The organism is Clostridium sp. YIM B02555 (genome assembly GCF_022320955.1).
Classification (GTDB): Bacteria; Bacillota; Clostridia; order Clostridiales; family Clostridiaceae; genus Clostridium; species Clostridium saccharoperbutylacetonicum.
The window spans coordinates 1-19,779 of the sequence record NZ_JAKJJY010000014.1; the positions used below are offsets into that span (position 1 = coordinate 1).

Sequence of the window (19,779 nt, forward strand, 5' to 3'; positions counted from 1 at the left end):
TGTTCAATTTAAGATTGAACAAGGGTTTGGTTAAACATGCCTTTTTTCTGTCTACTTTTAGTTGACAACTTCACATTAATTTTACTCAAAATGTCTATCCTTCTATTATTTTCCTTATGTAATTAATTTAAATGGTAATACTAAACATTAATTTTAGCATTACCACTTTAATTATTTTTAATACGACTTTATTCTAAACGATCAAACTTTGTTATAAATATACAATTTGTTGAGCTTGTCCGTAAAGTCTATTCAACTGTAACTGACTTAGCTAAATTACGTGGCTTATCAACATCGCAGCCTTTAAACTTAGCAATATAATATGAGAATAATTGAAGTACTGCAACTCCAAGCACTGGTGCAAAAATATCTATTGTTCTTGGAATATAAATCACATCATTTAGAACTTCTTCTAACCCCTTAGTTCCTTCATAGCAAACACCAATTACTTCTGCTCCTCTTGCTTTAATTTCTACAATATTACTTACCATTTTTTCTTTTAAAGCTTCTTGAGTTAATAAAGCTACAACCTTTGTTCCTTGTTCAATTAATGCTATAGTACCATGTTTTAATTCTCCACCAGCATATGCTTCTGAATGAATATATGATATTTCCTTAAGCTTAAGTGATCCTTCTAAGGCTAATGCATAATCAAGACCTCTACCTAAATAGAACATATCTTTTTCTTCATACACTCTCTTAGCTATAGCTTTGATTTTTTCTTTATCTTCTAAAACTAATTCTACTTTTTCTGGTAAATTTAATAATTCTTCTTTTAATTTATCTAATCTATCACTCTTTAACTTACCTAAAATCTTAGCAAAGGTCATTGCCATCATATACATACCAATAATTTGAGTTGTATAAGCTTTTGTTGAAGCAACAGATATTTCTGGTCCTGCTAGGGTGTATAATACATGATCAGCTTCTCTTGATACTGAGCTTCCAACAACATTAGTAAGTGCAATTACTGTAGCTCCAATATTTTTACAATTTCTAAGTGCTGCTAAAGTATCAGCTGTTTCTCCTGATTGACTTATTACAATAACTAAAGATCTTTCAGTAACTAGTGGATTTCTATATCTAAATTCTGATGCAATATCTACTTCTACAGGTATTTTTGCAAGTGATTCTATTAGATTCTTTCCTACAAGTCCAGCATGGTATGCTGTACCACAAGCTACTATAAATACTCTATCTGTATTTTGAAGATCTTCTTTAGTGATCTTTAATTCATTTAATAATATTTCATTTTCCATAGAAACTCTTCCAGCTAAAGTGTCTCTTATTGCTCTTGGCTGTTCATGAATTTCCTTTAACATGAAATCTTCAAAGCCGCCTTTTTCTGCAGCATCTTCGCTCCAAGTTACATGGTATATTTCTTTTTGAATTTCACTTCCATCTTGAGCAAAAAGCTTAACACCATCTTTTGTAAGCACTGCTATTTCATGATCTTCTAAAAGATAAACATCTCTAGTATAGCTTAATACTGCTGGAATATCTGATGCTATAAAAGTTTCATCTTTTCCAAGTCCAACTATTAATGGGCACTCTTTTCTAACTGCAATAAGCTTGTCTGGTTCATCTTTGCAAACAACTCCTAAAGCATAACTTCCTTCAAGTTTCTTAAGTGCCTTTTGAACTGCTTCAAATAAATTACCCTTATAATAGTAATCAATTAAGTTTGGAATTACTTCTGTATCTGTTTCTGATTTAAAAGTATATCCTTCCCCTTTAAGCCATGTTCTAAGAGTTAAATAATTTTCTATTATACCATTTTGAACAACAGCAATTGTTTCTTTACTATTTAAATGTGGATGAGAATTTGCATCTGATGGTGCTCCATGAGTAGCCCATCTTGTATGACCTATTCCCATGTTACCTTCAACAGGATTTTCTTTTATATTATCTGCTAAATTAGCTAAACGTCCTTTAAATTTTCTAACTTCAATATTTCCTTTATTAAGAACAGCAACTCCAGCTGAGTCATATCCTCTATACTCTAACTTTGACAATCCATTGATTAAAAAAGATGTTGCTTTCCCGCTTCCTAAATATCCTACTATTCCGCACATATTAATTCTTCCTTCCTTTTTAAAACTTACTCTAACAAATTATTTGAGTAAATCTTTTAAATTAAGTTTATCCAAATTTAAAACTTTGTACTAGCAAAATAAGCTTCCTGTCATATTCATATTTTTATTATATGAATATTTACAAAACAAAAGCCTATTAAAAAAGGGCATAATTATCCTAGTACCCTTAAAGCCTTAAACTTTAGAAGGTTTTAACACCAAACTGGATTTGTTCTTTAAATCGCTTTAAAGTTTTGCCAGTTGTTAACGGTAGTGCAAATACCGTGGGGCACCCGCCGAAGTTTCGATAACTCCCCAACCTCGTCAACTTAAGTGATAAGTGAGACTCCAAATCTATGATTTGGTTAGTCGAACTTAGTTAACTAGCTTTAGCTAGTTAAATTCCTTAAAAAAATTACTATAGTATTTACAAAATAAATTTAAATCACCTTTTATTTTGAACCATAGTACTATTAATTAAGTAGTACACTTAAGTTCTGGCGCTTTATTTTAAATTAAAAACACTTTTCTATACTATCACTCCTCTTTTTTATATTTTATACCCTGGATATTATTTTATCATATAATTTTTTTTTGTCTATAAATATATAATATGACTGCCCTCTAAATATTCTACATTTTTGTTTTTCATCATATTATAGCTGAATAAAAAAAGCAAAGGCATGAAATCAATATTTAAAATATCAACTTCATGCCAGTATGTTTTTCTATAAATATTTTATTTTAATTTAACATTTCTATTATTTATGCTCCCGCATTTCCTGAACCGCTTGACGCAGCTCCACCTGCAGCTATCCAAGGCTTTTGTATTTCTTCTTTTAAAGTATTGTAGCTATCTATTGCACTTCTTAATTGAATATTTAAATCTAAGCTATTAACAACTAATGTATCATAATCTGATTTAGTCATTAGTCCTAAATCATACTTAAGCTTTGCATTACTAAGCTGTTTATTAGTTAATTCTATACTACTCTTTGTTGAATTAATCTTATCTTCTTGTGCAAGGAGATTTGTATATAAAGTTCTTAGTGTATCCTTTAGTTGTTTTTTAGTCATATTTAAAGATATATCAGTTGTATCCATACTTAGTTTTGTACTAAGATATCCTAAACGTGCTGACAATGCATTTGAATATGCACTTTTATCTTGCTCATATTGATTATAACGAGCCATATACTGTTCCAAAGTTTCACCTGTAATTGCTACAGGTGCTGTTGCACCATCTGTTTTCGTCTTTGCATCTTGTACATTCCTTTCAGATACTTGGTTGTCATGATCATTATAATACTCTTTAGTAATCTTATTTAATTCTACTTTATATTTCAAATCCTTATCTATAACTTCATCAAAATAAGCATCTACATCTCCATCTATTTTTAATTTATCAAATTGAATATCTTGTTCTAAACTATATTGAGTCACATCTTTTCCAGTTAACACTTTAAAACTATATATTGCATCCTTCAATTGATTTTGACTATAATTTTGTGCATATTGTAAGTTTTGAATTTGAATCTGATTAGCTTGCAAATCAACTTCTGTTAAAAGTCCTAAATTATTTTTTAATTTTGCATCATTTAATTGCTTAGTTTTGACAGCTAAATCTCTTGCTGCTTTATCTATTTTCATTTGACTTGTGACAATACTATTATAGGCATTAGTAGTTTTTTGTACTACAGAATCCTCATCAAATTCTCTTTGTTGCTCAGCCTGATCAAGTGAATTATTACGAGTATCCTTATTAAGATCTTTCTTATCACTAGATAGGTTAGGAGTAATATCCTCTATTCTTTCATTTACATCATTAACTTTATCTTGATAACTTACTTTTTTATTATCAATTGCTAATATATCACTATTACTTATTGAAGCCTTTATAGCTTCATCTAAAGTAAAAAGTGGTTTTCCACTTACTGTTTGTGTACTTGTCACTGTATTAGAAGCTTGTTGTGTAGTATCTGCTGCAAATACTGGTACTATACTTCCGCTCATAACACTTATCCCAATTGCAAATGCAACCATTTTATTTATATTCTTTCTCATGTTACTTCTCCTTTTTAATTAAATTTTGTTATACTATAAAATACACTTAATATCTCTTATTAAAGGGACTATTCCACCTGATTTAATTTTAACCTATATAACCACTTTATGGAATCATCCTGCATAAATAACATTTTATTTTTTCATAATTAAGTCTCTCTTAAAATTAAACCTTCTCAATTAAATTATAAAGTAATTTTCTTATTTTTCCCTTAATTTAAACTTAATTTGAACTTACATTTATACTATTTAATAACCAACCTTGATATTTTTACTAATATATTTTGATTATATTTTCATAACTATTATAAGTCAATAACTTTTTTCCTTGTTTTCAAATTATTAATAGTTTATAATCTACTCATACACTATCTTAGGAAGGATTGTTTAAAAATGGATAAAGATGATTTATTTAAAGTCTCAGATTCATTAATGAACTTTTTATGGATTATTCAAAATAATGTACTTAAAACTCAAGATATAAATAAAATTATTCAAGCATCACGTAGCGATACACGCGGATGTTGTAAAGATTTTTCAATTCCGCCTTCACATGGGCGAGTTATTTTTTATCTTTTACATTGTAATTCCTCTCCTATTTCACAAATAGCTGATAGCTTAGGAATATCAAAATCAAATATGACTCCTATTATTGATAATTTAATTAATTACGGCTTGGTTAATAGATTCCCAGATTCTGATGACAGGAGAGTTCTTAGAGTTGAATTAACTCAAAAAGCTCATGATTTACTAGACGCTTTTCGTGATGCTATTTCTAATTCCTTTGTAGAAAAAATATCAGCACTCTCTGATGATGATGTAGTGCTATTAAACCAATCTATGTTAAACCTTATAACTTTATTTAAAAAAATCTACTAATAATAAAAATGTACTTCAAAAGCGATAATTTTTATATCTAACTTATGAAGTACATTTTTTTAACTATTTAATTATTAACTATATACAGTTGATATTATTTTTCAATTGCTTCTTCAAAAGACTTTATTAAGTCTTCTATATCTTCAAGCCCTACAGAAACCCTTATTAAAGTATCTGTAATTCCAAGCACTTCTCTTTCTTCCTTTGGAATTGAAGCATGACTCATTTTAGCTGGGTATGATACTATAGTTTCAATACTTCCCAAACTTACTGCAACTGCTACATTTTTAACATTATTCAAGAAAACTTTAGTTCTTTCAAAAGTTTTAAATTTAAAGGATAATACCGCACCTGCACCATCAGCTTGCTCTAAATGTAACTCTCTCCCTTCCATTGAAGCTAAACCTAAATAATATACTTTTTCAACTTCTTCTCTTGCTTCAAGCCATTCTGCTAACTTTTGAGCACTTTTTTGAAGTGCATCCAATCTTACTTTTAAAGTTTTAATTCCTCTAACTAAAAGCCAGGAATCTTGTGGCCCTAGCACAGCCCCAAATGTGTTTTGTATTTGATAAACCCTATCTCCAAGTTCCTTTGTCTTAGTAACAACAAGTCCTGCAATCACATCACTATGCCCACCCAAAAACTTAGTTGCACTATGCACAACTATATCTGCGCCTAGTTCTAATGGCCTTTGCAAATATGGTGACATAAAGGTGTTATCAACTATTGTAATAGAATTATTTTCTTTAGCCAACTTACTAGCGGCTCTTAAATCCGTTACCTTTAACAATGGATTTGAAGGAGTTTCTAAATAAAGTCCTCTTGTATTTTCTTTGAAAGCTCTTTCTATTTCTTCAATATTTGATGCATCTACAAAAGTAAACTCAATATTAAATCTAGAAAACAATTTTGTTGTTGCCCTATATGTTCCACCGTATACATCTCCGCAAATTATAATATGATCTCCTGCTGAGAATATTGAGAGCACAGAACAAATTGCTGCCATCCCAGATGCAAAAGCAAAACCACATTCCCCACCTTCAAGTTCTGCTATTAGTTTTTCTACAACATCTCTAGTTGGATTTCCTGATCTAGCATAATCATACTTTCCAAAATTCTCTATATCAAATTGATGAAAAGTAGATGTTTGATATATAGGAGTACTTACAGATCCTGTTGTAGGATCAATATCTCCACTTGCATGTATTAATTTAGTTCCAAAATTCATAATTTACACCCCAATCTTTTTAGTTTACAGTTAACTGTTAATGTTGAATTTGCTTTGCAAATTCTTAAAATATATTACAAGAAAAGCCACAGCCTTTTCCTCCTTAAACTCATAACTCCTAACTCTTAATTGAATTAATCGCTTTGTCTAAGTCATTTATTAGGTCATCTATATTTTCTATTCCAACAGACAGTCTAAGTAAATATTCATCAACACCTAATTTTTGCTTAATTTCTTCTGGTATTTCTGAATGAGTTTGCGTGAATGGATAAGTTATTAAAGTTTCAACCCCACCTAAGCTTTCTGCAAACCTTATTACTTTAACACTCTCTAAAATTTCAGGTATTAATTCTTTATCCTTAACTCTGAAGGAAAGTGTTGCTCCAAAGCCTGTTGCTTGCTGCTTATTCAATTCATATCCCTCAAAAGCTTCTAGCCCTACATAATAAACTTTTTCTACATTAGGACTACTTTCTAAGAATTTAGCTATCTTTATTGAATTCTCCTGTGATCTATCTAATCTTATGTGTAATGTCTTTAAGCCTCTTAAAATAAGCCAGGCATCAAAAGGTGATAACGTAGCTCCCGTCGACATATGAATTCTTCTCAATCTTTCCAATATGTTATCATCATTTGCAACAATAAAACCTGCTAGTAAATCATGATGTCCACCTAAGAATTTTGTTCCACTATGTACTACTATATCAGCACCTAATTCTAATGGCTTTTGATAATATGGTGTTAAAAATGTATTATCTACAATAAGTAGTAAGTTGTTATTTTTAGCTATTTCTGCTGTAGCTCTTATATCTGTTACCTTCATCATAGGATTCGAAGGAGTTTCTATAAGAATACCTTTTGTGTTTTCCTTTATTGCTTCCAATATATTTTTTGTACTTGTTGTATCAACAAAGGTTACTTCTAACCCAAAATCTTTAAAAGTTTCATCAAATAACCTATATGTGCCTCCATATAAATCATCAGATAAAAGTATATGATCCCCTGTTTTAAATAAGTGTATACAGGCCGTTATTGCTGCCACTCCTGATGAAAAACCAATGGCTGATTTTCCACCTTCTAAAACTGCTAAGGTTTTTTCTGCTTCTTCTCTTGTTGGATTTTGTGCTCTTGAATAGTCATAGCCTGTGCTATTATTTAAGCCATGATGCTTAAAGGTAGCCGCTTGATAAATAGGAAAACTTATTGCCCCTGTAGTTTCATCCCCACCTGATATGCCACTAACTGCAATTGTTTCAAAAGATTTTTTTACTGTCATTTTTTTGCCTCCTCAAATTTATATATTGCTTAAAACTTATTTATTGTTACTGCTAAAGAATAAATTCATCTTATAGATGAAGGTTATAAAAAAAAGCCACTCCTAAAACAAGAAGTGACTATATAAACCATAAGTTCCATTAAGTCTTAATGCCTCTCATTTTTCAAGATATTATCTTGCAGGATTTAGCACCAACGAAAAATTTATATAAATCTTTCAGGTTGCCGGGCTTCAAAGGGCCAGTCCCTCCACCACTCTTAATAAGATTAACTTATCCAAATATATATTTGTTATTATTAATTATACATAATAAAAATTTTATGTCAATAAATATTAGTAAATTTATCGATTTTGTGTATTTACTCTACCCATGCCCCATTAGAACCAACATAATATCCATCAATATACTTATCATGCTCCATAGTTCCTGATTGATTTAAATAATACCATTTTCCATCTATATCTTTAAACCAACCTGTTTTCATAGCTCCTGATTGGCTTAAATAATACCAATTTCCATCCGTATCCTTAACCCAACCTGTCTGCATAGCCCCTGCTTTATCCAAATAATACCAGATCCCATCACCACTTTGAACCCAGCCTGTCTTCATCATTCCTGATTTATCTAAGTAATACCATTTACCATCCGTGTCTTTAAGCCATCCAGTATTTATTGTTCCTTCTTTTGATAAATTATACCAAACTCCATTTTTTTGCTGCCATCCAGTGCTACCTTCACTAGCAGTTTTATTAATCCCACCATTATCAGCTGCCGCTTTATCTGAGTTTGTGCTTGCATTATCGTTAGTTGCGTTCGTATTGTTACTTGGTGAATTATTATGTGACCCTGAAGAAGAATCTGATGTTCCTATTAGCAATCTGACAGAGTTATTATCATAAACTAGATTTACTACATAATTACTTGGTAAACCAGTTGTTTCAATTGATGAAAATCTACTATTTGTGTTATTACTATTAATTTTTATTATAGTCATACCACTTGTAGGTATATAACTATTACTAAAATCCAACTTCAACTTTCCATTGAAGGTTGCATTACCATCAACCTCCAACACATCATCTTTGCTTCCAATAGAAAGTTCAAGTGTACTGTTTTGTGATTGATTATAGTCATTTTTTATATTCACTAATCCATCTACATTTTCAACAACTGTACCACTTTCATTTGAAACACTTCCTACTCCAAAAGCTGTAGCTGAATCTGCTTCAATAGTACCACCTTGAATGTCTGTTCCACCACTATAAGTATTATCTCCACCTAATTTTAAAGTTCCTGTTCCTTGCTTGATTAAGGTTCCACTTCCTGAAATATCATTACGCCATCTATCTGAAGCATTAAATCCACCCTTTGATGCATCCATGTTCACTGTAATATTGCTATTAAAGGCTCCATAACCATCTGCCGCTGCAAAGAGGTTAAGCCTTCCCCAGCCTTCAGCATCGTCTAATAATGGATAGCCAGATTCTAAACCAGTTGTATATAAAACATCGCGCCTTTGATTAACATCAAGATATGGAAGACGAGTTTCTAATAGTACTTCTGCTCCTTTTGGCACTTTCATTGGTATAGTTGTGTCTCCAGTTTGTCCAAAGCCATAAGTTAATCTTTTAATATAATCTTCCTTATTCTTCTTATAATCACTAAATCTATCTTCTGATGTGCCTTCTTGTGTAAAAAGTTTAGTTTGTGCTTCATTATAAGCAGCAGCCTTTAAGCTAGCATTGTTTGGATCATATAAAGCTGATGCGGCAAGTGCTGTACCAATTATACGCCCTCCCATTACATCTAAAGGAGAATGATATCCTGCTATAATTCTATCATTTCCAAGTTCAGAAGCACGTGTAAGCATTTCTTGAAAACGCTCTGGTGCTGCATAAGCCATTCCAATTGATGCTAAGTATGCAGCATTTGTATGTCCACTTGGAAAACCTCCATCCTTATTTGGATTACTTCCTATATCTAGTGCTAAGGTTGGAAGTAATTTCACCTCAGAACTCCAACGATATGGTCGCATGTATTGATAAAAATATTTTGATGGATTTCCACTAGCTTGTCCCCCGCGTAAAGTATTTACTAATTTAACCATGTTGCCAAGCTCAGAAGTTTCACTGGCCCAAGGACCTTTTTGATGACTATCCTCGCGATCATCATCATTGGTTATTTTTTGTGTTAATGCATCCTGTAGCATATCTTCATTAATTGCAGTATTTGCATTAGCAAGATTTCTAAACACATCTGTATATTTTCCAAGACCATCTGTAACACTATAACTTGCATTTCTACGATCATCAAAAAATACTCTAACTAATGGCCCTGTAGTAGTAACAGCTGCTTGAGTTGTATTTCCTGCTGTCATATCAATTACAGTACTAATATTTTGATCATGTATATCTTGATCTAATATTGTACCTCTAGTCCATTCATCACCATTAGCAGTTCCTGATACTGGTGTAAATATATTAAGAAATTGAGATAAGGCTCCTACTGCTGGATTCGTCGAAGGTGAAGTATCACCTGGTTTATATCCTCCTGAATTTTGTTGATATGTGTCAACAAAGTATCCATAAGCTCCTCTATGAGCAGTTAAATCATCAGCAGCAAAAGCCTTAAAAGGCATTAACCCTTGAGTTATAGTAGTTGCTAAAACTAGTGGCATAATTTTTTTATTAAAATTCATGTTAATCTTTCCTCGCTTAATAAATTTTCATAAAATAATTTTATCCACTATATTGTATAACTGTTTTGTTTAATAAAAATTGTATTCTTATTAATTCTAGGTTAAATACCAATTTATTCTTGGTACATTATTCATATCTTAATGCTTCAATAGGATCAAGATTTGCTGCTTTTTTAGCTGGGTAATATCCAAAAAATACCCCAATTGCCATTGAAAAAGTGAAACTTATTAGTATTGTTGGAATAGATATTGATATAGGAGAATCTAATACTATACATGCAATTATCCCCATCCCAATTCCTAATATTATTCCTATAGCCCCACCGATTGAACATATTATAACTGATTCAGTTATAAATTGCATTTTAATATGGCTGCTTTTAGCTCCAAGAGCTTTTCTAGTTCCTATTTCTCTTGTTCTCTCTGTAACAGATACAAGCATTATATTCATTACTCCTATTCCACCTACGAGCAATGCAATAGCTGCAATTACAGATATTGCTGCTGATATAGCACTGAGTATTGAGGTAAAGGATTGTACTTGATTTTTAAGATTTCTAACATTTAATTCCCAATATTTATTACTCTTATACAACTTATCTGTATATTTCTTTATATCCTTGACTAACTTTTCTGAATCAATATTTCCATTAGGTTTAATCATAAAACCATAGTAATTCTTATATTTTTGTTCAGCTTTTACTGTTGTTATAGGGACATATAAATTAGTTTGTATATCTTTTTCTTTTGATGCAGTCCCACCCATTCCTTCAAGAAATGAAGGTGGTTCATATTCATAAACTCCTACAATAACATATGTTTCAATATTATCTTGTATATATACTTTAATTTCTTTGCCCAAAGGATTAGTTTTACCTTTAAACATATTATTAACAAGCTTTTCAGACACTACTGCAGTTTTCTTTGTTCCTTTAACATCCTTATCTGAAATAAATCTTCCACTAACCATCTTAACATTATTAACATCTTTATATTCATCATTTACTCCCACTGTTGATATATTAGCATACAGATATCCATCTTTTACCTTACCTTGTCCTGCATCTGTATCTATACTTATACCACTAATCCTGTCAGAAAAGGCCTCTTTAATTGAATTTATTTGATCTAAAGTGAGCAAATCAGTATCTTCTGGTTGCTTAGAGGAATATCCTCCGCCTCCATCATCTTCACTCTTTTCTCTGATCTGAACATACATATTATTTCCACCTAGTTTATCTAGTTCCCCTGAAACTTTAGAAGTAATTGCACTTCCTATAGAAACAATTCCTATAACAGAAGATATCCCTATAATAATTCCCAGCATAGTCAATAGGGAACGCATTTTGCTAGCTCTAATACCTGCTATTGCAAGCAATATATTTTCTTTTATAAACATATCTTTTCACCATTTGGAAATCTTTTAATAAACTTGTCATTCTGCTCTTCTGATACTACATTTCCATCCTTCAATGTTATAATTCTTTCTGTTTCTTCTGCAAGCTCATGATTATGAGTTATAAATACTATAGTTTTCCCTTCTACTTCATGTACCTTATGAAACAAATCCATAACAAGTCTTCCGGTTTCTGAATCAAGAGCCCCTGTGGGTTCATCAGCAAGTATAATACTTGGATTATTTGCAAGAGCTCTAGCTATAGCAACCCTTTGCTTCTGACCTCCTGATAATTCATTAGGTTGATGTTTCATTCTATCCTTCATTCCAACAAGCTCTAACAGTTGTTCTGCCCGTTCCCTTCTTTCATGTCTATTCATTCCATAATAAAGCATTGGTAATTCAACATTTTTTAAAGCTGAGCTTCTTGGTATTAAATTATAGGTTTGAAATACAAAGCCTATCTTTTTGTTTCTTACCTCTGATAAACCATTGTCAGTTTTATCCTCAATATCTGTACCATCTAAAATATATTTTCCTGAAGTTGGCCTATCAAGTGCCCCTATGATGTTCATCAATGTACTTTTTCCAGAACCAGAAGCTCCAACAATAGCTATAAATTCACCTTCATTTACAACTATATTAATCCCTTTTAAAATATCCAATTGGTTTGGAGTACCCACATAAAAGCTTTTAACTATATCTTTCATTTCTATTATAGTTTTATTCAAATAAATCACGCCCCTTTTATTTGAATTTTTTCTCCAACTTTACATGTTGAAGGATCATTAATTACAAATATTCCATCTGAAATTCCTTCACCTGAAATCTCTACATTAAAATCAGATTCAAGGCCTGTACTTATCGGCAGTTCTTTAACTATATATTCATTTCCTTTTTCACCAATTTTTTCAGCTACATATACACTTTTACCATTTCCATTTTCAATTATACTTTCTGATGATACTGTATAGACATCTGATTTTTCACTAGTGATTATATTTACTCTTGCACTCATTCCAACTTTCATATTTTGATTTGCATTATTAACTTTAACCTTTGCTTCAAACCCTGCATCCGAGCTTGTTCCTTGTTGAGATTGGCTTGCATCTTTACTTTGAGCAATTATATCTTTTTTAGCAGATGGGCTGACACTTACTACTTCTCCTTCAATAACATCATTCCCTGTTGAATCTGTCTTTATCTCTGCTCTTTGTCCAACTTTAATATTTGCTATATCAACTTCTTTAATAGGTACAGTTATTTCTATATTATCTAAATTCTCAAGTTCAAATAAAATACCATTTCCTGAATTTCCAACAGTAGCATTTACACTTGTAACTGTTCCGTCAACTGTTGCCTTAATTGTGCAATTTTCTAATTGCTGCTTTTGTTTTTCAATAGCAATCCTTTGACTTTTGTTATTATAATTATTTTGTGCTGTATCATACTCATTCTTAGCTTTACTTAAGGCTTGATCAGCTTTAATCTTTACATTTTCTAATGACACCTTTGCCTTCTCATAATCTGAATTTGCAGTATCATAATCAATTTTAACCTTATTAAAATCACTCTCTGTAATTGCTTGAGCATCATATAATGATTTATTTTTTTCATAAGTTTTCTTCTTATCATCTAAATTAATCTTTGCCAAATTTAAAACTTCTTCAGCATTTTTAACATCAGTATTTAAATTATTATTATATATTTTCAATTCATCATCATATGCTTTTTGGGCAGCTTCAAGAGTCACCTTATTATTAGCATCTGTTGCATCTGCAGTAGCTGTTGACTGTTCAATATCTTTTTCCAACCCTGCTGAATCTAAAATTGCTAGGATATCACCTGTCTTAACATTATCTCCAACTTTTACTTTTACTTCTTTTATAGCATTACTTTCAGTGCTATAAATATTTGTAGTGTCCTGACTTTTTATTTCTCCCAAAACGTTCACACTGTTTACAACTTTTCCTTTAGAAAGTGTTGTGTATTTAACCTGCGGTGCTGGCTTAGGCATAATTATCTTAGCAATTATAGCAGCTACAATTATTACAAATATTATGCTAAAAATAATTGCCTTTTTACTCGGTTTCCTTTTTAATTTTATTCCCTTAAGACTTATGCCTTTAGGTTTTAATTTTTTAATGTCTAACTTTGGCATATAAGTTTTCCCCCTACTTTCAATAAATCACTTAATATGTAGTTATTTTACACTAATGCTAATATTTTAAAATCCATTAATATATTTTTTAGTATAGCACTTAAAATCTAAGATAAGTATTAATTCAACATTAATTTTTTCTTAATAATATAAATCTTCTTTAAACTTATACTAATTATTATTTCTATTAAAAGCATATTAAATAATTAACCTATAAGAAATCGATTTTTATTACATTTATCTTTCAATTTTGTAAGATTAAAATCTAAGTCAGTAAAAATACAAAAAGTGATATTAAAATATATAAAACATCTTAATATCACCTTTAATAAAATTTTATCCTTAAATAGTTCACTGCTAATTCAAACTAAAAAATTCATCATTAATGTTACCCTTCAAGCTTGGAGATAATTGATTTAAGGTATTTAATATATTAATTCTATTCTCACCACTTACCAAGGTTGGTACATAATCATTTTTATCATTCCTTGAAGAAATCATAGCTGGAATAACCTTGTATTCAAAGTTTGCTAATTTATCATCCTGAATATGAGCTTTAAATTGAAGTATAAAGGTTCTTTTATCTGGTGGATTTGCATTTCCGCCAAAACAAAAATTCCCCATTGAGTAAGCTATAAGTTTCCCCTTATAATTCTCAACACTTTGAATCACATGAGGATGTGAACCAATAACAGCATCTGCTCCATTATCAATAGAAAATCTAGCCAAATTTTTTTGGACATCACATGGTTCATATTCTCTCTCTATTCCCCAATGAAAATATGGAATAACAACTTTAGCTCCCTGTTTCCTCAATTCTTTAATATCATTCGCAATCTTCGTTTTTAATTTATCTGAAGATTCCCACCCAGTATATCCCAAAAATCCAAACTTAACTCCCTTTATATCTTTTATAATTTTATAGCCTTCTCCACAGATATCAACTTTATTTTCCTTTAAGGTTGAAATAGTATCCTTTATTCCTTCTTCTCCATAATCATAAATGTGATTATTCGCTATTGTAACTCCTTCAATAGAAGAACTTGTTAAAATCTTAGCATATTCCTTAGGCCCTTTGAAGTTATAATATACATCTCCATCCTTAGCAGCTTTAACATTTGAATTTGTTAATGTAGTTTCTAAATTCACTAAGGTGTAATCATCTTTGTTAAATATATTAACTACATTTTTCATAAAGTAAGAATAGTTTTTTCCATTACTAACAAATGCAGCTGGTAAACTTCCTTCATATGAGAATTTATCATCTGTTCCTAACGTGAAATCCCCAGCAAATGAAATAAGAATTTCTTTTTTAATTGGCATTTTTACAAGCTGTTCGTTTACTATTTCTTTAGCTACATTCCCTATTATTTCACCATTTAACTTAATCCCATTTTCAATTTTATTTGTACTTATAAGCTTCAAATTTTTCAAAAAAAGACCTAATACGATTACAATTGCAATACTTATAATAACTAATATAAAACTTTTAAAATAGTTATTATTCTTCCTATTCTCCCTTAGATAACGTCTTCTGCGGCTATTTTCAATACTTCTTCTACCCATATAAAATCCTCAGCTTTTTTAAAATTTTGAGTTATCATTATACAGATTTTAGCACATTCTTCATTAGTCTTCTATAAATATATTTCTATAATTAGCTTAAATTTTATATACATTAATGACCGCTTTCAATTCTTCTGCTAGTATAGTTTGTTCACTAATTGCTTTAACAATAGTACCTATTTGATCAGTAACTTCATCTACATTTTTTTGTATATATTTTGATTTACTTGCTGTTTCTACAGCATTTAAACTTACAGTCCCAATCCCTTGCGTTATCTGCATAATAATTTCTTCTATGGCTGCACTGGTATTTTGAATTTCCGATGCCATGCTAGTAATTAATGCTGAATCACTTTCATAATTTGTTGCAGTTTGAATCAATAATTCATAATCCCCATCAACATCCTTTTGTAAAAAATCCAATAAATTCTTGCTATGCTCACTTAAATTATAAAATGCACCTTGTACTTCATTAATTACTGTCCTTATTTGATTTACAGCTTCTTTACTTTGTTCTGCTAATTTTCTAACCTCATCAGCAACAACTGCGAATCCCTTTCCTTGTTCCCCTGCCCGAGCTGCCTCTATTGCTGCATTAAGTGCTAATAAATTTGTCTGTTCTGATACTTCAGCAATAACATCTGCCATCATCTTAATATCATTGACTACTCTTCCTTTTTCAATTGCATTAGTAATATTCTCAATTTTTTCGCTATATATCCCTCGTGCATTTTTTGCTGCTGCTTGACCTTTATCTTTAACCTTAATTGCCTTATCTCTAATGTTTTCTGCTGATTTACTATCTGTTAATGCAGTCTCATTTAAACCTAATACTACAGCTTTTATTTCAAATGTTGATGCATTAACTTCCTGTGAAGCTGCACTCAATTGTTCAACCTCATTTGATATTAACTCTGTCGACGAATTCACTTCATTTATTCTACTATTAATATTTTTTAAACTATCATTTAAATTTCCACTTGATTTTATTAATAAATTTGAGTACGTATATATATTACGAACCATAGCCCTATTTGCCTTTATTGCTTCATTTAAACTCTCTATAACTTCTTTAATTTCTTTTGCATATGTTCCTTCAAGTTCAACTGTTAAATCACCTTTTCTCAATGAATATGATAATTTACTCAAATCTCTTAACGGTTTAAGGATTCCCCTAATTATTAACATTGCAAGAATCAATGTTATAACAAATCCAATAATAGATGTAATAATAATTATATTAGTAACATTTCCTACTGAATCTTCAAGTTCTTGAATCGAATTTCTCATATTCATCTTGGTTACAGCTTGAACTGCTGCATTATTTATTGTGTCCTGTGCTACTCCAAGTTCTAACATAACTCTTTTCATTTGTCTTACGCAAACGATTGCGATTGTAAGCATAAAACTTAATACTATGAGATAGCTAATTATTATGTTACTTTTGAGACTAATTACCATCTTTTTGTTTTTTCTTACTTCAATACTCATCTTCTCCTCCTTAACTATATACTTTGATAATTTTATCAGTTATTTTAAGTGCATATATTTTTCATTAGTAGTTAAGAAAAATATATGCACTTGAGGAACCTATTTTAAATCGAAATTTTTTATATTTAACTTCACTCTGCTTTTTGTATAATAATTATTAATAACGTTCTCAAATCGCAACCGATTGCTATTTAACATAAACAATTTCCTATAATGTATATTATTTAAATGACTCTCTCTTTATAAGTTTTGAATCAACTATATGATGATTAATTAACATTTCATTTTTTTCAAGATGTTCAATTAGAATTTTCACAGCGAAATATCCAAGTTCATCTGCATTTATGTCAATTGATGATAATGAAGGATTTTGAAATTCTGACAATGGATTATTATTAAATCCAACCACTTCAATATTATTAATATTTTTTTCTCTTAATACTTTGAGTATTCCAAATGCTAATATATCATCTTCTGCTATTATAGCTGTAGGAGTAGCATTTTCTAGTAGTTTAATAGCTCCAATTTTACCTTCATCTTCATTAAAGTCATTCATCATTACAACCATTTTATCTTGCATCGAAATACCGTTAATTTCACATGCAACTTTAAACCCATTAAATCTATCTTTTGTAACATTCCATTCTTTTTTTGCTCCTAAAAAAGCTATGCTTTTATGACCTTTCTTTATCAGTTCATTTACTAAATTATAGGTAGCTTGAAAATTATCATTATCCACCCACAATACTCCATCAGCTTCTTCAGGTCTACCTATTACTACAAATGGAAATTCAGCATCCTTAAGAAACTTAATACTTTTATCATCTGCCCTTGCACGAAGTAAGCATATACCATCAACTAAATTGCTAGTAATAAAATTATTTATATATTCTAATTCCGTTTTTTCGTCTTCACTAAATGCATAGGTAATATAATATTTCTTGTTTTGAGCATATCTGCTCATTCCTTTCATAGCTTGTATAAAGAATGTATTAGTTATTAAATCTTGGGATTCATTTGGTAAAACAACACCTAAAATTCTACTCTTCTGATTAGCCAAACTCCTAGCTATTGCATTTGGTTTATACTTAAGTTTGTTTATGGCTTCCCTAACTCTCTCCTTTGTTTCTTCACTTATCTGCGAACTATTCGAGATAACCCTAGATACAGTTGATGGAGATACATTAGCTTCCCTAGCCACTTCCTTTATGGTAACCTTCATGTTTTTCTCCTATCTATATTTACAAATTTACTACACTTATAAATATTCATTTTTTCTAACACTATTAAATTAATATTACCATATTTCGACTCATGTATAAACAATATATAACTAAATTTATACTATTCTAATTGGCATCTAAATTATTTTTATCCTTAGCTATTTTATTTTTCTTCTGATCGCATCTTCCATAAATTTCTGTTATACTATAGATTTTTTTAGCTAAATTATTATTAATTAAATCTTCTTTCATTCTCCAGCACCAATTGCTTCCAAGAGTGGATGGTAGATTTGTTCTTGCTTCATTTCCCAAGTCTAAGAAATCTTGCATTTGTGCAATTGCAACACGTGCAACACTTCCCCATACACCTCTAATGAATCCCCAATTATATCCTTCCTCTTCATTTAACCCCAAATACTGTACTGCTTTTTTAACTTGCTCCTTTGGAGCAGTTGTTTCTACCCATCCCCTAACTGTATCATTATCATGAGTACCTGTATAAACTATAAAATTTTCTTCATAATTATGAGGTAAAAATGGATTTGTACTATCTGTATCAAAAGCAAATGTCAATATTTTCATACCTGGAAATCCTGTATCATCTCTAAGCTTAATTGTTTCTTCAGTTAAGGTTCCTAAATCTTCTGCAATTATATTTACTTCTCCAAGTTTTTCTTTGATTGCATTAAAAATCTTTATACCCGGTCCTTTGACCCACTTACCATTTTCTGCAGTTAAATCGCCATAAGGTATTGACCAATATGATTCAAATCCTTTAAAATGATCTATTCTAAGCACATCATATAAATTTAAACTTTGCTTTATTCTAGCAACCCACCACTTATAATTAGTTTTCTCCATGTAGTTCCAATCATATATCGGATTTCCCCACAATTGACCAGTAGCTGAGAATATATCTGGTGGACAGCCTGCAACTTTTAAAGGCTTTAATGTGTTTTTATCAAGTAAAAATGCTTCTGGATTGCTCCATACATCAGCACTATCTTCTGCAACATATATAGGCATATCTCCAATTATCTGAATTCCAAGCCTATTTACATATGCTTTTAATTCATTCCATTGTTTATAAAATTCAAATTGTAAGAACTTCCAATATCCTACCTCATCACTTAATATTTTTTTATATTTAGTTACTGATTCAGCTTTTCTTAATCTAATATCTTCATCCCAAGTCTGCCAGTTTTTCAATTTGAAATGATTTTTTAATGCCATATACAGAGCATAATCCTCTAACCAATAAGCTTCTTTTTCTTCAAATTTCTTTATATCATTAAAATTGCCCTTCATTTTAAAATTTTCATATGCTTTTCTTAATACTTTAAACTTTTCTATGAAAATTTTTGCATAATCTATTTTTTCTGGATTTTTTCCAAAGTTTATAATTTCATAATCCTCTTTATTTAATATCCCTTCCTTTTTCAATATATCAAAATCTATAAAATATGGATTTCCAGCAAATGCTGAAAAAGATTGATATGGTGAATCTCCAAAACTAGTAGGACCAAGTGGAAGTATCTGCCAATACTTCTGTCCAGAGTCTTTTAGAAAATCCCCAAATTTATATGCTTCCTTACCAAAAGTTCCTATTCCATATTTACCTGGTAAAGAAGCAATATGCATAATGATGCCGCTTCCTCTATTCATATCTTCCTCCTATTTCCTCACTAATTAAATATATTATAGATATTTCCTTAAGC

At 30.4% G+C, this 19,779-nt stretch carries 13 protein-coding genes and 1 riboswitch; of the genes, 1 reads left to right on the plus strand and 12 read right to left on the minus strand.

Annotated features, from left to right (window positions below):
• Positions 1–248: 248 nt before the first annotated feature.
• Together glmS and L3B98_RS17815 are read right to left on the minus strand one after the other, a co-directional pair.
• On the minus strand, positions 249–2,075 hold the full coding sequence (glmS, locus tag L3B98_RS17810) for a glutamine--fructose-6-phosphate transaminase (isomerizing) (RefSeq protein WP_238917740.1): 1,827 nt from the start codon (positions 2,073–2,075) through the stop codon (positions 249–251).
• 765 nt (positions 2,076–2,840) lie between these two features.
• Positions 2,841–4,139, minus strand: a complete 1,299-nt coding sequence (locus L3B98_RS17815; RefSeq protein ID WP_238917741.1) for a TolC family protein — start codon at positions 4,137–4,139, stop codon at positions 2,841–2,843.
• A 393-nt stretch (positions 4,140–4,532) separates the two neighbouring features.
• Between L3B98_RS17815 and L3B98_RS17820 the strand changes: the two genes are divergently transcribed.
• Complete coding sequence (locus L3B98_RS17820; RefSeq protein WP_015390440.1) at positions 4,533–5,018, plus strand: MarR family transcriptional regulator; 486 nt, start codon at positions 4,533–4,535, stop codon at positions 5,016–5,018.
• Positions 5,019–5,112: 94 nt separating this feature from the next.
• Here the strand turns inward: L3B98_RS17820 and L3B98_RS17825 are convergent, their stop codons facing one another.
• From L3B98_RS17825 to malQ, 10 genes are all read right to left on the minus strand, one after another.
• Positions 5,113–6,249, minus strand: coding sequence for a PLP-dependent transferase (locus L3B98_RS17825; RefSeq protein ID WP_238917742.1), 1,137 nt, complete (start codon positions 6,247–6,249; stop codon positions 5,113–5,115).
• A gap of 118 nt (positions 6,250–6,367) precedes the next feature.
• Entirely contained in the window at positions 6,368–7,525 is a 1,158-nt protein-coding gene (locus L3B98_RS17830) for a PLP-dependent aspartate aminotransferase family protein (protein WP_238917743.1), read from the minus strand.
• A 153-nt stretch (positions 7,526–7,678) separates the two neighbouring features.
• Positions 7,679–7,792, minus strand: a riboswitch (SAM riboswitch).
• A gap of 92 nt (positions 7,793–7,884) precedes the next feature.
• Positions 7,885–10,224 (minus strand): phosphatase PAP2 family protein, encoded by a 2,340-nt coding sequence (locus L3B98_RS17835; RefSeq protein WP_238917744.1) that lies wholly within the window; start codon positions 10,222–10,224, stop codon positions 7,885–7,887.
• A 127-nt stretch (positions 10,225–10,351) separates the two neighbouring features.
• Positions 10,352–11,623 (minus strand): ABC transporter permease, encoded by a 1,272-nt coding sequence (locus L3B98_RS17840; protein WP_238917745.1) that lies wholly within the window; start codon positions 11,621–11,623, stop codon positions 10,352–10,354.
• The gene (locus tag L3B98_RS17845) at positions 11,614–12,351 is read right to left on the minus strand and encodes an ABC transporter ATP-binding protein (RefSeq protein WP_275298451.1); all 738 of its coding nucleotides are present in this window, start codon (positions 12,349–12,351) and stop codon (positions 11,614–11,616) included. The genes L3B98_RS17840 and L3B98_RS17845 overlap by 10 nt, the downstream gene beginning before the upstream one ends.
• A 5-nt stretch (positions 12,352–12,356) precedes the next feature.
• A complete protein-coding gene (locus L3B98_RS17850; protein ID WP_238917746.1) occupies positions 12,357–13,781 on the minus strand; it encodes an efflux RND transporter periplasmic adaptor subunit in 1,425 nt (474 codons plus the stop codon).
• A gap of 357 nt (positions 13,782–14,138) precedes the next feature.
• A complete protein-coding gene (locus L3B98_RS17855) occupies positions 14,139–15,347 on the minus strand; it encodes a CapA family protein (protein WP_238917747.1) in 1,209 nt (402 codons plus the stop codon).
• A gap of 96 nt (positions 15,348–15,443) precedes the next feature.
• Positions 15,444–16,838 carry a methyl-accepting chemotaxis protein gene (locus L3B98_RS17860; protein ID WP_238917748.1) on the minus strand — a complete coding sequence of 465 codons (1,395 nt, stop codon included), beginning with the start codon at positions 16,836–16,838 and terminating at the stop codon, positions 15,444–15,446.
• Between the two features lie 220 nt (positions 16,839–17,058).
• A complete protein-coding gene (locus tag L3B98_RS17865; RefSeq protein WP_238917749.1) occupies positions 17,059–18,060 on the minus strand; it encodes a LacI family DNA-binding transcriptional regulator in 1,002 nt (333 codons plus the stop codon).
• Positions 18,061–18,187: 127 nt separating this feature from the next.
• Positions 18,188–19,726, minus strand: coding sequence for a 4-alpha-glucanotransferase (gene malQ / locus L3B98_RS17870; RefSeq protein ID WP_238917750.1), 1,539 nt, complete (start codon positions 19,724–19,726; stop codon positions 18,188–18,190).
• Between the last annotated feature and the right edge of the window lie 53 nt (positions 19,727–19,779).

Excerpts from the sequence above, each read along its gene's own strand:
- glmS (WP_238917740.1), bottom strand. The coding sequence starts at position 2,075 with ATGTGCGGAATAGTAGGATATTTAGGAAGCGGGAAAGCAACATCTTTT.
- L3B98_RS17815 (WP_238917741.1), bottom strand. The coding sequence starts at position 4,139 with ATGAGAAAGAATATAAATAAAATGGTTGCATTTGCAATTGGGATAAGT.
- L3B98_RS17820 (WP_015390440.1), top strand. The coding sequence starts at position 4,533 with ATGGATAAAGATGATTTATTTAAAGTCTCAGATTCATTAATGAACTTT.
- L3B98_RS17825 (WP_238917742.1), bottom strand. The coding sequence starts at position 6,249 with ATGAATTTTGGAACTAAATTAATACATGCAAGTGGAGATATTGATCCT.
- L3B98_RS17830 (WP_238917743.1), bottom strand. The coding sequence starts at position 7,525 with ATGACAGTAAAAAAATCTTTTGAAACAATTGCAGTTAGTGGCATATCA.
- L3B98_RS17835 (WP_238917744.1), bottom strand. The coding sequence starts at position 10,224 with ATGAATTTTAATAAAAAAATTATGCCACTAGTTTTAGCAACTACTATA.
- L3B98_RS17840 (WP_238917745.1), bottom strand. The coding sequence starts at position 11,623 with ATGTTTATAAAAGAAAATATATTGCTTGCAATAGCAGGTATTAGAGCT.
- L3B98_RS17850 (WP_238917746.1), bottom strand. The coding sequence starts at position 13,781 with ATGCCAAAGTTAGACATTAAAAAATTAAAACCTAAAGGCATAAGTCTT.
- L3B98_RS17855 (WP_238917747.1), bottom strand. The coding sequence starts at position 15,347 with ATGGGTAGAAGAAGTATTGAAAATAGCCGCAGAAGACGTTATCTAAGG.
- L3B98_RS17860 (WP_238917748.1), bottom strand. The coding sequence starts at position 16,838 with ATGAGTATTGAAGTAAGAAAAAACAAAAAGATGGTAATTAGTCTCAAA.
- L3B98_RS17865 (WP_238917749.1), bottom strand. The coding sequence starts at position 18,060 with ATGAAGGTTACCATAAAGGAAGTGGCTAGGGAAGCTAATGTATCTCCA.
- malQ (WP_238917750.1), bottom strand. The coding sequence starts at position 19,726 with ATGAATAGAGGAAGCGGCATCATTATGCATATTGCTTCTTTACCAGGT.